Origin of the sequence: Kordiimonas sp., assembly GCF_048260245.1 — a bacterium.
GTDB lineage: Bacteria > Pseudomonadota > Alphaproteobacteria > Sphingomonadales > Kordiimonadaceae > Kordiimonas.
In genome coordinates, this window is record NZ_JBLXGZ010000038.1 from 1 (window position 1) to 12449 (window position 12449).

15 protein-coding genes are annotated in these 12449 nt (G+C 55.5%); 7 read left to right on the plus strand and 8 right to left on the minus strand.

What is annotated here, in order from left to right; all coding sequences use genetic code 11:
* The first annotated feature begins 277 nt into the window (after window positions 1-277).
* Window positions 278-934 carry a tRNA (guanine(46)-N(7))-methyltransferase TrmB gene (gene trmB / locus ACN0VM_RS15410; RefSeq protein WP_417451793.1) on the plus strand — a complete coding sequence of 219 codons (657 nt, stop codon included), beginning with the start codon at window positions 278-280 and terminating at the stop codon, window positions 932-934.
* Window positions 935-951: 17 nt separating this feature from the next.
* Here the strand turns inward: trmB and tdh are convergent, their stop codons facing one another.
* The 4 genes from tdh to ACN0VM_RS15430 form a co-directional block, all read right to left on the minus strand.
* A complete protein-coding gene (gene tdh / locus ACN0VM_RS15415) occupies window positions 952-1980 on the minus strand; it encodes an L-threonine 3-dehydrogenase (protein ID WP_417451794.1) in 1029 nt (342 codons plus the stop codon).
* A 24-nt stretch (window positions 1981-2004) separates the two neighbouring features.
* A complete protein-coding gene (locus tag ACN0VM_RS15420; protein WP_417451795.1) occupies window positions 2005-3201 on the minus strand; it encodes a glycine C-acetyltransferase in 1197 nt (398 codons plus the stop codon).
* A gap of 141 nt (window positions 3202-3342) precedes the next feature.
* Entirely contained in the window at window positions 3343-3915 is a 573-nt protein-coding gene (locus ACN0VM_RS15425) for a helix-turn-helix domain-containing protein (protein ID WP_417451796.1), read from the minus strand.
* A gap of 230 nt (window positions 3916-4145) precedes the next feature.
* A complete protein-coding gene (locus tag ACN0VM_RS15430) occupies window positions 4146-5120 on the minus strand; it encodes a patatin-like phospholipase family protein (RefSeq protein WP_417451797.1) in 975 nt (324 codons plus the stop codon).
* A gap of 193 nt (window positions 5121-5313) precedes the next feature.
* Between ACN0VM_RS15430 and ACN0VM_RS15435 the strand changes: the two genes are divergently transcribed.
* Both ACN0VM_RS15435 and ACN0VM_RS15440 read left to right on the plus strand, forming a co-directional pair.
* Window positions 5314-6231: a substrate-binding periplasmic protein gene (locus ACN0VM_RS15435; protein WP_417451798.1), complete on the plus strand. Its 918-nt coding sequence runs from the start codon at window positions 5314-5316 to the stop codon at window positions 6229-6231.
* Window positions 6218-6424, plus strand: coding sequence for a cold-shock protein (locus tag ACN0VM_RS15440; protein WP_417451799.1), 207 nt, complete (start codon window positions 6218-6220; stop codon window positions 6422-6424). The genes ACN0VM_RS15435 and ACN0VM_RS15440 overlap by 14 nt, the downstream gene beginning before the upstream one ends.
* Here the strand turns inward: ACN0VM_RS15440 and ACN0VM_RS15445 are convergent.
* The gene (locus ACN0VM_RS15445; protein WP_417451800.1) at window positions 6421-7656 is read right to left on the minus strand and encodes a potassium/proton antiporter; all 1236 of its coding nucleotides are present in this window, start codon (window positions 7654-7656) and stop codon (window positions 6421-6423) included. The two genes, ACN0VM_RS15440 and ACN0VM_RS15445, sit on opposite strands and share 4 nt — an antisense overlap.
* 88 nt (window positions 7657-7744) lie before the next feature.
* Window positions 7745-8392: a CatB-related O-acetyltransferase gene (locus ACN0VM_RS15450; RefSeq protein ID WP_417451801.1), complete on the minus strand. Its 648-nt coding sequence runs from the start codon at window positions 8390-8392 to the stop codon at window positions 7745-7747.
* Window positions 8393-8626: 234 nt separating this feature from the next.
* On the opposite strand from ACN0VM_RS15450, the gene ACN0VM_RS15455 reads away from it, so the two are divergent.
* Both ACN0VM_RS15455 and ACN0VM_RS15460 read left to right on the plus strand, forming a co-directional pair.
* On the plus strand, window positions 8627-9130 hold the full coding sequence (locus ACN0VM_RS15455; RefSeq protein ID WP_417451802.1) for a MarR family winged helix-turn-helix transcriptional regulator: 504 nt from the start codon (window positions 8627-8629) through the stop codon (window positions 9128-9130).
* Complete coding sequence (locus ACN0VM_RS15460) at window positions 9127-9885, plus strand: enoyl-CoA hydratase (RefSeq protein WP_417451803.1); 759 nt, start codon at window positions 9127-9129, stop codon at window positions 9883-9885. The genes ACN0VM_RS15455 and ACN0VM_RS15460 overlap by 4 nt, the downstream gene beginning before the upstream one ends.
* A gap of 50 nt (window positions 9886-9935) precedes the next feature.
* Here ACN0VM_RS15460 and ACN0VM_RS15465 read toward each other — a convergent pair whose 3' ends face one another.
* Together ACN0VM_RS15465 and ACN0VM_RS15470 are read right to left on the minus strand one after the other, a co-directional pair.
* Entirely contained in the window at window positions 9936-10148 is a 213-nt protein-coding gene (locus ACN0VM_RS15465; protein ID WP_417451804.1) for a helix-turn-helix transcriptional regulator, read from the minus strand.
* A gap of 2 nt (window positions 10149-10150) precedes the next feature.
* Entirely contained in the window at window positions 10151-10615 is a 465-nt protein-coding gene (locus tag ACN0VM_RS15470) for a hypothetical protein (protein ID WP_417451805.1), read from the minus strand.
* Between the two features lie 177 nt (window positions 10616-10792).
* On the opposite strand from ACN0VM_RS15470, the gene ACN0VM_RS15475 reads away from it, so the two are divergent.
* Window positions 10793-12028: an MFS transporter gene (locus ACN0VM_RS15475; protein ID WP_417451806.1), complete on the plus strand. Its 1236-nt coding sequence runs from the start codon at window positions 10793-10795 to the stop codon at window positions 12026-12028.
* 9 nt (window positions 12029-12037) lie between these two features.
* Entirely contained in the window at window positions 12038-12418 is a 381-nt protein-coding gene (locus ACN0VM_RS15480) for a hypothetical protein (protein ID WP_417451807.1), read from the plus strand.
* The last annotated feature ends 31 nt before the right edge of the window (window positions 12419-12449 follow it).

Genomic DNA, 12449 nt, shown 5'->3' on the forward strand with positions numbered 1-12449 from the left:
TTCAAGAAGAATCGTGAAATATGTGATGCAATTTAATGGTCTGTGCTCGTTAACAAGGTATTAAAGTCTATTTTTTAGCAAAAATATGGTAAAATTTTTTATTTATCCGCTAAAATACAACTTAAATCATATCTGCGAATAGTGGTTGTGGATTGGTATTTTCTTCCATTATTTTCAAAGGCTTGTGGGCATGTTATTTATGTTATCGGGTTGGGTATAGCTATTGTAAGAGCAACCCGAAGTTGGATAATGCTGCGATAATGGTGGGAAAAAATAATTGGACGCGAACTCAAAACAGATCCTGAGCAACCAGGATGGCGTGCATCCGAACTTGGAAAAAACCGCTCTGCGGCACCTGAATTCAGTTTTCCGGAAGCCTGTCAGTAAGCATACGCAGGCCGCGTTTGATGTGGTTTCGGAAGCAATGACATCCAGCGCACGCCCCTTGATTCTTGACTCCTGCTGCGGGGTTGGCGACAGCTCGCGGGTGTTGGCCCGGGCCTATCCCTCTCACTGGATCGTGGGGGTTGACAAGTCAGGCGCGCGGCTCGGGCGCGAACGCGAAGAAGCCAACCCCGAAAACCTGCGGCTTGTCCGCGCCGACCTGAATGACTTTTTTCGCCTTGCGGCCAACGCTGGCTGGCGACCCGAGCGTCATTATATTCTCTACCCCAACCCATGGCCCAAGGCAGAGCACCTCAAGCGCCGCTGGCACGGGGCGCCGGTGTTCCCCGATATTATCTGGCTGGGTGGCAGGCTTGAGCTGCGCTCCAACTGGCGGCTTTATCTGGAGGAGTTTGCCCTTGCGCTCAAGCTGGCGGGGCATACCGCACGCGTGCAGGCTTTTGACGCCAAAGAACCGATCACCCCGTTTGAGGCCAAGTATAAAAAAAGCGGCCAGCCACTTTGGCAACTGACCGCCGTTCTTTCATGAGGGCCATGTGGGCCGCTTTAGGCGGCCCAGTCGAGGATAACCTTGCCGCTTTGTCCTGACCGCATGACGTCAAAGCCCTTCTGGAAGTCGTCCGCGTCAAAACGGTGGGTCAGGATAGGGCTCATATCCAGCCCGCTTTCCAGCATGGCGATCATCTTGTACCAGGTCTCGAACATGCGGCGGCCATAGATGCCGTGGACCTGCAAGCCCTTGAATATAACGTGGTTCCAGTTGATGCCGGTGCCTTCGGGCAGCAGGCCGAGCAGGGCAACCTTGCCGCCGTGGTTAATCGTCTCAAGCATATTGCCAAACGCTTGTGGCACGCCGGACATTTCAAGCCCGACATCAAACCCCTCATGCATATCAAGTTCAGCCATGGTGTCGCGCAAGGTGTCGCGGGTAACATTCACCGCTCGGGTCGCGCCCATCTGGCGGGCGAGATCAAGCCGGAACTCGTTCACGTCGGTAATCACCACGTTGCGCGCACCGACACGGCGGGCAATGGCAACCGCCATAATGCCGATGGGCCCTGCGCCGGTAATCAGTACATCTTCACCGACGAGATCAAAGCTGAGCGCGGTATGCGTGGCATTGCCAAGCGGGTCAAGGATCGCGCCAAGCTCATCCGAGACACCGTCCGGCAGCGGGCAGATGTTGACCGCAGGCACCGAGATATATTCCGCGAACGCACCCGCGCGGTTGACGCCGATACCTTCGGTGTTGCGGCACAGGTGGCGTTGACCCGCGCGGCAGTTGCGGCAATGGCCACAGGTAATATGGCCTTCAGCAGACACGCGCTGACCAACAGTCAAGCCTTTGACTTCGCTGCCTAATTCAACAATTTCGCCGGCAAATTCATGGCCCACATGCATGGGGACGGGGATGGTGTCCTGGGCCCATTTATCCCAGTTGTAAATGTGAACATCGGTCCCGCAGATCGCGGTTTTTTTTACCCGTACCAGCACATCATTGTGGCCCACTTCCGGCATGGGGATGTCTTCCATCCAGATGCCGGTTTCTGCTTTTGCTTTTACAAGTGCTTTCATGGCTCTTGATCCTTGATTGGCGGACTATTTGATCACGCCGAGTTCGCGCCCGATGCGGCCGAAGGCCTCAACAGCGCGGTCGATTTGCTGGGGTGTGTGCGCCGCAGACATCTGCGTGCGGATACGAGCCTGCCCTTTAGGTACTACAGGGAAGGAGAAGCCAATCACGAATATGCCTTCGCCAAGTAATTTTTCCGCCATCTGGGCGGCGACTTTAGCGTCCCCCAGCATGACGGGCACGATGGGGTGGCCGGCACCAGCAAGGGTAAAGCCTTGTGTCTCCATGCCTTCACGGAACTGGCGCGCGTTGGCGTGGACGCGGTCCCTGAGGTCCGAGCCCGCTTCCAGAAGTTCCAGAACCTTGATGGAGGTGGCGGCAATAACCGGCGCGAGGGTGTTGGAGAACAGGTACGGGCGCGAGCGTTGGCGCAGCCAGTCGACGATCTCTGCGCTCGCGGCGGTATAGCCGCCGGATGCACCGCCCAGCGCCTTGCCAAGTGTGCCGGTGATGATATGCACGCGGTCCTGTACGCCAAAGTGCTCAGGCGTACCCGCGCCATTTTCACCAATAAAACCAACGGCATGGCTATCATCTACCATGACCATGGCATCGTATTTTTCCGCGAGGTCACAAATGGCTGGCAGGTTGGCGAGGATGCCGTCCATCGAGAATACGCCGTCAGTGGCGATCAGGCGGAAACGGGCGTCCTGCGCGTCCTTCAGGCATTGTTCCAGTTCGGCCATGTCATTGTTGGCATAGCGAAAACGCTTGGCTTTACAAAGCCTTACGCCGTCAATAATGCTGGCGTGGTTGAGCGCGTCGGAAATAATGGCATCCTCAGGCCCCAGCAGGGTTTCAAAGAGCCCGGCATTGGCGTCAAAGCAGCTTGGGTACAGGATGACGTCCTCGGTTTTGAGGAATTTTGCCAGTTTGGCTTCCAGTTCCTTATGCACATCCTGCGTGCCGCAAATAAAACGCACAGACGACATACCGTAGCCGTAGCGGTCGAGCGCAGCCTTGGCTGTATCGACAAGAATATGGTCGTTTGAAAGGCCCAAGTAGTTATTTGCGCAGAAGTTTACATAGTCCGTGTCCCCAGCGCCTGCCACGTGAACGGCGGCGGATTGCGGTGTGGTAATCACGCGCTCGCTTTTATAAAGGCCCGCATCCCTCACGTCTGAAAGCTCTTGTTGAAGATAATTTTTGTACCGGTCGCTCATAGGGGGTATCCTTCCTCTGCGTGCTTATTTGTGCGGGAACATATCAAATTTCAAGCCGATTTCCAGTGTATAATTCAATATAGCATACAGAATATTCGATATAGTGTTCTATACGCTGGTTTTGTCCGTGATACTGTGCCTTCAGGGCGTGATGACCATCATCAGTGCGCGGGCCGGGGCGTCGCTGCGGTTCTCGATAACATGCGGAACATCGGCTTCGTAACGCGCGGTGTCGCCCGCCTCAAGCTGTTTCCTGCTGTCGCCGTTTTTGACCCACAAGATGCCTTCCAGCACCGTCAGATGCTCTACCGTGCCGCTGCCATGCCCGTCCGAGTTCAGCTGGCCCCCGCCTTCCAGGCGCATATCATACCATTCGGTGCGGGAGACAAGGTCGATCGGCCCCAGAATGCGAAGCGTGCACTTGCCGTCTGCGCTCTGGATTTCAGGCGTTTGATAGGATTTGACAATGTCGAATGCAGGCGCGTTTGCAGCGCTGTCATCCGGTTCGCCCAGAAGCGTGGATATATCAATACCGAGGCTTTGCGTCAGGCTCCAGATTGTTGCAAGCGTCGGGTTGGTCAGCCCGCGTTCGATCTGTGACAGCATCGACTTGGAGACGCCTGAGGCTTTGGCAAGGCCATCCAGGGTGAGCTTGCGTTCAGCCCGCAGTGCTTTGATTTTCTGGCCAACATCGGGCGGTGAATTGCGTGCCATCTGGCGTTCCTTCAAACATTCAATGTTCACTATATTGAATTTTTAAAAGAGGTAAAGGGCTGAAACGCCTGCACAATGTGTGCAATAACTGTGCAGTAAAAATGCATTTTTGGGCCGAATCTGTGCATGAAGTGCGCAGGAACTGCGCACCGTAAATGCAGGCCCTATACGGGCCGGCGCGGGGCAAAAAAGCTGCGTGCTCGGCCCCGCGACCATGTAGGTAGTATACCCTAATCGGCCCCGGTTTGCCAGCCAGCCGCCAATGCTGTTTTAGCCTCGGCTTCGCCAAGCTTGATCAGGTTGGCGATGTCGGCAGTATTGAAATTCGTCACGTCGATGGCAAGGCGTTCGCCCGGCCGGATCTCGACAAATTCCACGATATGTTTGCCCTGTGTCAGCATCGGGTTGCCGCCGTGCTGGCAGGCGCGGTTGACCTTTTTTACTTCGTCGAGGTCATTGTTCATGATCTCGGAGGTCAGCGTGCCGATGGTGCGCTTGAGAAGCTTGAGGATATTCTTGAAATTTTTCTTGGCATAGTCCGGCGTCATCTGTTCGGGCTTCATGGCGATAATGGCCATCTGTTTGGCACCGCGTTTGATCGCGGGCTTGAGCGGGGCGATGCTGCGGATCCCGCCGTCGGCGAGCGGCATGTCGTTTACCCACATCAGCGGCATGGAGACAGGCTCGCGCGTGGAGGCGACAACATAGTCCAGAATGTCATCACCGAAGGTGCCGACATCGGCGTCAAAATAATCGCCCGTTGCCATATTGGTCACACCGCAGGCGTAGTGCGCCGGGCTGGCGCGCAGGTTATCGGGGCTGATATTGGCGCGTGCGAGGCTGGCGGCGCCGTCCATGGTGGTCAGGCCATCAAAGTTGCCGAAAAGGATATCGGCCACGAGGTCCACGGTGCCGCGTTTTTTGCCGATCGAGGCAAAGCTGGTGATATTGTCACGCCAGAAGGCCTCGAGCTCTTCGCCGATCTGGCCCCAGTCGGGCGCCTTGCCGGCTTTGGCCGCGCGTCCGGCACGGTCAGCCAGAAAGCCGCCGTTCATCGACCCGACAGAAACCCCGTAAATGGCGTTGGGCTCAAATTTCGAGCCGTCCGGAAAGGTGTGGTTCAGAAGCGCTTTGACAGCACCTGCCTGATAGGCGCCTTTAACGTTGCCGCCTGAAAGTACAAGTGCACGGTCGAACTGTGACATGGTTATCTCCCCCCATCAGTGTTGTTGGCTCTGGGATGATACCGCAAAGCGTGCATTTTCTGCAGCGTTCATTTGAAGTTTTCTTGCCACAATTATGGTTAATTTTTGTATAGAATTGTAATTGCATTTTAAAAACATGGTCTTATAGTCGGCTGCGGAACCGTTGTTCACGGTGGGGACCGGAGTATATCTTATGCAGCCCATAGTGGCGAAGCAGGCGGTGGTGCGTGGTTTTCTTATCGCGCTGATCGCCATTTTTACCGTGTCGTTCGCCACCGAACCTGGTTGGGCTGAGCCAAGCAGAGGTGGGCCGCGTCAGGCGCCTACAGGTGCTCAGGCGGGCCCGGCTGTGGCCCACACGGTTGTACCTCACATTCAGGTGGTGTCAGAGTCCTGGTACCCTTACAGCTATGAAGAAGACGGGTTGATCAAGGGGCGTGCGACGGATGTCGTGCGTCTGGTCCTTGACCGTGCCGGGCTGGATTACAATATACAGGTTCTACCTTGGTCGCGCGCTATGCGCATGGTACAGGAGCGGGAAAACCTGCTGATATATGCCATGATCAAAACGCCTGAACGGGAAAAGCTGTTCCAATTTGTCGGGCAGGTGATCGAAACGGACCCCGTGTATTTTTTCGGCAGAAAAGGCATGGCCGGTGCGCCGCTTCGCAGCCTTGAGGACGCAAAAAAATACCGCGTTGCCACAAGCCAGAGTAGCGCGATGATCGCCTACCTTCAGGACCATAAATTTCCGCACCTTCAATCGCTTTTTGATATCCAGCTTGGTTTCAAACAATTGAAATATGGCCGGATCGACCTATTGCTAACCACGGCATCGAACGTGGAAGCCCACGGACGTAGCGGTGATATTGAGCCCGGTACTGTTGTGCCATACCTATGGGCTTTTGACGCGGAGCCCAATATGGTTTTCAGCAGCCAGACCAGCACGGAAATTGTTGCAAGAACGCGCAAAGCCTACGAAAGTCTTGTGAAAGAGGGACAACTTCCTGTATTCGGGACGAAACCTTCATGCGGTACCATGGCAGGCAGGAACCGTGCTGAGGGGAATTGCCTGACACAATACAATGAGGACGAAGGTGGCCACCGGTAAGGTTAAATGGTTCAATGCGGATAAGGGGTATGGTTTCATTGCGCCGGACAATGGTGGCGATGATATCTTTGTGCATATCTCGGCGGTGAAAGCGGCTGGGCTGGGCCCGCTGCGGGAAGACGAGCCGCTCTCATTTGATATTGAAGAAGGCCAGCGTGGTCGTGTTATTGCCGCTAATCTGGAACGCCTCTAGCTTTTTGCTGCTGTGTTGGTGCCCTGATCCTGATCAAGGGCGACACCAAACAAACGGCCTGCGGTGCCGATGGACCATCCCTGCACCATCAAAGACGCCACCACCATGATGAATACAAGGTTGAAAAAATGCGGTGTCAGCGGCCCATCGCTGATCACCGGAATGATCGACAGAAAAATTGGCACCGCGCCGCGCAAGCCTACCCAGCCGATATAAAGTTTTTCCCGGTTGGTGAAGGCAAAGGGGGCAAGGCACAGGAAAACCGCCAGCGGACGTGCCAGGAATATCAGCACAACGGCCAGCAATATGCCAGGCAGCAACATGACATGCAGTTCACTTGGCGAGACAAGAAGCCCAAGCATGACAAACATGGCGATCTGTGCGAGCCACGCAAAACCTTCATGGAAGTGAGCGGTGCGGTCCTTGCTTGCTTGTGCCCGTGCGCCTGCGCCGCCCACGTTAGCGACCGTCACACCAAACAGATAAGCCGCCAGAAAGCCTGATCCGCCGGCCAGCGCAGTAGCGGAATATGTGAACAGACCGCACATAAGAAAAAAAGGTGAGTTAAGGCCTGTCGGCAGGGTGATGCGCCGGTTGACTGCGCTCGCCAGATAGCCGACGGCAATCCCACCCGCTGTGCCGATGCCCATTTGCTGAATGAAGTTCGGCATCGCGCTGAAAAGCGTACCCAACTCAAGTGTCGCGCCGCTGTCGACAATGGCGACAAATGTGAGGGTGAGGAAAATGGCGATCGGATCGTTGAGGCCGGATTCGATGAACAGGGTTTCCTTGAGCCGGGGCCTGAGCCGCAGTTTGCTGTGGGTCAACATCATAAATGTGGCTGCGGCATCGGTCGAGCCAACCACAGCCCCCAGAAGCATGCCCTCCGCCAGCGGTGCATTCAGAATAAGATGATAGGCCAAGCCGACAACAAGCGCGGTGAACACAACCCCCAGCGTAGAAAGGGAGATGGCAGGCAAGCCCGCAGCCTTCATGTCCTTCAGCTTGGTATCAAAACCACCTGAGAGAAGGATAATGGCCAGGCACAACGAGCCAATGGAATAGGCCATACTGAAGTCGCTGAAGTCGATGCTGCCAGGGCCGTCTTCGCCCAGCACCATGCCGAAGCCGAGAAACATGAGCAGGATAGGCGCCTGTACCTTGGAGGACAGCGGCACCAGAAGGATGCTAAGAACGGCGATGCCGCTCAGGGCGAATAACAGAACATCCATATGCGGGCCTGGCCTCCGGTATATTGTGCGAGTTTATAGCATAGGCAAATGGGCGGATTTGTGGAAGCCGCCCTTGAATTTTTCTGCCCTAGGGCGTGAGGGCGTCCACGTCACCGCTCATCAGCGCGCGGATATTGGCGGTGATGCGGTCAAGGGGCCAATCCCACCATGCGGTCTCCAGCAATTGCGCGGTGGTATTTTCATCAAACCGCATCTTGATCAGCTTTGCCGGGTTGCCGCCTACTATTGCATAGGGCGGCACATCTTCGGTGACCACGCTGCCGGATGCAATGATGGCGCCGTGGCCGATGTTTACCCCCGGCATGATCAACGTGCGGAAGCCGAACCAGACATCATGGCCGACGATGGTGTCGCCGCGTGACGGCAGGCCCGCGAGCAGGTCCATATGGTTCCCCCAACCGCCACCAAAGATGGGGAAGGGGAAGGTGGACGGGCCGTCCATGCGGTGATTGGCCCCGTTCATGATAAAGGTGGTGCCGGTTGCCAGCGCGCAAAAGCGGCCGATCTCAAGCCGGTCGCCCACATGGTCATAATGATAAAGTATATTGCGCGCCTGAAACTCGGTCGCATGGTCAGGGTCGTCATAATAGCTATAGTCGCCAATGCTGACGTTGGCACCATTGACCACGGATTTGAGGAACACAACCCGGTCGGTGTGTTCAAGCGGGAAACGGGTATCTGCACCGGGCGCGGATGAGGGTTGGGTATTCTGCATAACAAAGCCTTTGTCTCGGAAGGTATAGGGGGGACCCATTCGTGAGGGAGGGTCGAGGTCCGGGGTCTTAAGCGGCTTTGTTCATCGGCAGGATGCTCCTTGCTGGTTGTTAATAATTAAATAAGCCGTGTCTCACTGGCGCGCAAGACTGGCAGACAAAAATATTGTCAAGGGCATATATTTCGGGTACGAAGTAAATAGTTTATATGCGAAATAAATGAAAGGAGGGGCATTATGCCGATGGAGCCAAGGGTCTTTCATCTGCTGCACCTCAGCTATAAGGCGATTTTTCGTGCGGCCGACCGGGTGTTGATGACACGCTACGGTATTTCTGCGGCGCAGAATGCTGTGCTGCTGTATCTGCTCAAGCACGAAGGCGCCACCATGGGGCAGGTGGCGGTGGCGCTGGGGCTCAAGAATGCGGCAACCTCCGGCCTTGTGGACCGAATGGAGAAAAACGACCTTGTGGAGCGGCGGCCTAGCGCAAGTGACGGCAGGGCGTATGAGCTATATCTGCGCCCTACGGGCCGCGATACGGCGGAACAATCAAAAAGCGTGATCCGCCAGAGCAATGAAAGGTTGCTTGAGGGGTTCACGGGGGATGAACGCGCGCTGATGTCGCGTTTCTTTGAGACCATAATCGACCGGGCCGACCATTTTGGTGCCCATGACATTCATGACACAGACGACATAGGCGATACAAACGACGAGTTTCAGGGAAGAGGAAAAGACATATGACCGACCATATCCAGACCGAGATCCGCGACCGGGTACTGCATATTACCTTCAACCGACCGGACAAGAAAAACGCGCTGACCCACGCCATGTATGCTTGCATTGTTGAGGCTATGCGCGCGGCTGAGGACGACGACGGCGTGCGTGCCATCCTGTTCACCGGGGCGGGTGACGCTTTCACCTCAGGCAATGACCTGGCCGATTTCCGCGACAGCCCACCTCTGGGCGCGGACGCGCCGGTCACGCAGTTCCTGCACTGCCTGCTGCAGGCCAAAAAGCCACTGGTGATGGCTGTAAACGGCATCGCTGTCGGGGTGGGGCTGACTATGCTGCTGCATGCCGATATTGTGTATGCCTCTGAGGCTGCTGTGTTGCAGGCCCCGTTTGTTGACCTCGCGCTGGTGCCGGAGGCAGGGTCATCGCTGTTGTTGCCACGTTTGATTGGTCATGCGCGGGCGGCAGAGATGTTCATGCTGGGCACAAAAGTGGGTGCCGAGGAAGCCTGCACCATGGGACTGGTATCCCGTGTGCTGAAAGCAGATGAACTGATGGCGACGGCGACGAAGGCCGCAGCCGCACTGGCGAAAAAAGCACCGCGTTCGCTGATGCTGACAAAGCAGTTAATGCGCGGCGACAATGACGCGGTGGCGGCGCGCATGGCCGAGGAAGGCAAGCTTTTTAGTAAACAACTCACCTCGCCAGAGGTGCTGGAAGCCATTATGGCATTCATGCAGAAACGTGAGCCGAATTTCGGTTAGGTGTCGCTTTGAGCCGTAGGTCAAAGGCCGGGGGATGCGCCCGGCCTTTTTTATTTGGGGTACAGGAAGACATCGTCCACGCCTTGGCCGATCACCCGCGCGATCTTGAACGCCACTTCCAGCGACGGCGAATAACGCCCGGCCTCGATGGCAAGAATGGTCTGGCGGGTCACCACCACACATTTTGCCAGTTTCTGTTGGGTCATCTCATCCGACATGAACCTGAGCGAACGAATGCGGTTTTCGATTTTTGTTGCGACCATGCCTAAAATCTCCGGCGATAGAGCACAACCTCAGTGACGTAGCGTACTGCCCAAGCGATATTGACCACATAAATCGCGCCAATCCAAAGCAGGCTGGTGTCCACCGCGTCAATGGTGATGATTTTGCCGAACAGCAATATGCCGGTGACGCCGAAAATCAGCGGTGTCAGCACCATCAGGCTATAGTAGGATGCCTGATGGCGAAAGGCACGGTCACGCTCATCTTCGGTGATCTCGTCCTCACCGCGCAGGTCTTTGCGCCATGGGTGACGCACCAGCTCGCAGATGATCTCTGCCGCACTGGCGGCGAGGATGATCTTGATCGCAAACCCCAGAAGACCGGGCGCGGTGGTGAGGATGCCATCTTCAATGGTGGTATGGTCAGCCAGACGTTGGCTCATATAATAGACGATCACACCGTAGGTCAGCGCCATGATCCAGGCGACTTTTTCATTTTTGCTCATCATTGCCTCGCTTTAGTGGGTTGGTATCTCTCATACTGTTTATGTAATATATGTATTACATAATGTAATGTTTTTTTTACATAAGATCGAAAATATTTTACATTTTCATGCTCTTCCTGGTGCCGGCTGCTTTATTCGTTTTGGCGTTTGCCGGGAGTGGGGGTAGATTTTTGACGGCGGATGGCGAAAGGACGCGGTGTGCAGGGTGAGAACGAGAAAACGGTAAATCAGGGTTGGCGCACCCCTGAAATGTGCCTCGTGCTGATGGCCGCGGCGGCCCCGTTCAGCTTTTCCATCTGGATGGCGCTTTTGAATAATTTCACCCATGATTACGCAGGCTTTGGCGGGCGCGAGATCGGTATTCTGCAAAGCCTGCGCGAGGTTCCCGGCTTTCTGGCTTTTACAGCTATTTTTGTGCTGCTGATCCTGCGTGAGCAGGTCTTCGCTGTGCTTTCTCTTGCCACGCTAGGGCTTGGTGTCGCACTTACGGGTTATTTCCCCAGCGAATATGGGCTTTATTTCACCACGGTGCTGATGTCTGTCGGCTTCCATTATTTCGAGACGATCCAGATGTCGCTGTCATTGCAGTGGTTGCCAAAGGCGATTGCGCCAAGGGCCTTGGGCTGGCAAATGTCCGCCAAGTCGGTGGCGTCTATCGCGGCCTATGGTTTTGTATGGCTGGGGCTGGAGCTGCTCGGCCTTGATTTTGCGTGGCTATATGCTATCGGCGGTGGGGTGACAGTGGCGATGGCGCTGTATATCTGGTTCGCTTTTCCGCGCATTGAAGGGCACGAAATACAGCACAAGACCATCATTTTGCGAAAACGCTATTGGCTTTATTACGCGCTGACATTCATGGGCGGCGCGAGGCGGCAGATATTTGTCGTGTTCGCCGGGTTTTTGCTGGTGTCAAAATTCGGCTATGCCGCGTCTGATGTTGCGGCGCTTTACCTCATCAACCATGCCATAACGTCTTTTGTCGCCCCCATGCTCGGCGGCTTTATCACCCGTTTTGGCGAACGCAATGCGCTGGTGTTTGAGTATATCGGCCTGATCGCCGTATTTATCGGCTATGCCTATGCCGAGGCGCCTCTTGCGGCTGCGATGCTGTACGTGGTCGATCACCTGTTTTTCTCCTTTGCTATTGCGCAGAAGAGCTATCTGCAGAAAATCGCCGATGGCCGCGACATCGCTGCGACATCCAGCGTCAGTTTTTCAATCAATCACATAGCCGCAGTTGTCATTCCGTTTGTATTTGGCGCGATTCTGTGGCCAATTTCACCTTCATATGTGTTTATCGCGGGCGCGATGATGGCGGCGGTGTCGCTGATCCTTGCGCTCAACGTGCCTCGTAGGCCCATGCCGGGATGCGAGGTGATTGTGGGGTATAGGTCCAGCCCTGCGCCTGCAGAATAGGGGGTCATCATGCGGGAAACATATAAAAAAATGGCATTTTTGCTAACGGGAGTGGCTCATCTTCTGGCGTTTACAGGCGTCATGGGAGCCCGGAGACTGGAGGAGCTTTACGGCCTCGGAGGGCTGGTGGATCAACCTGAACTGAGCCTGTTCATGCAGCACAGGGCGGTCTTTCTTGGTATTATCGCCATCTTGTGCCTGACTGCAGTCTGGCGGAAGAAGGCACGGGACCCGGCGCGCTTTGTCGGCATTGCCAGCATGTTCGGTTTTGTGGCGCTGTATTTGCTGAGCGGTACCGAAAGCGTGTATCTGGACAAGGTGTTCTGGGTCAGCACCGTTATGTCCCTGCTGCTGCTTGCGACCTATATACCTGTCCGCAGCGATACATGACCGATTGCCTGCGGGCTGCTGCTTGCTATAT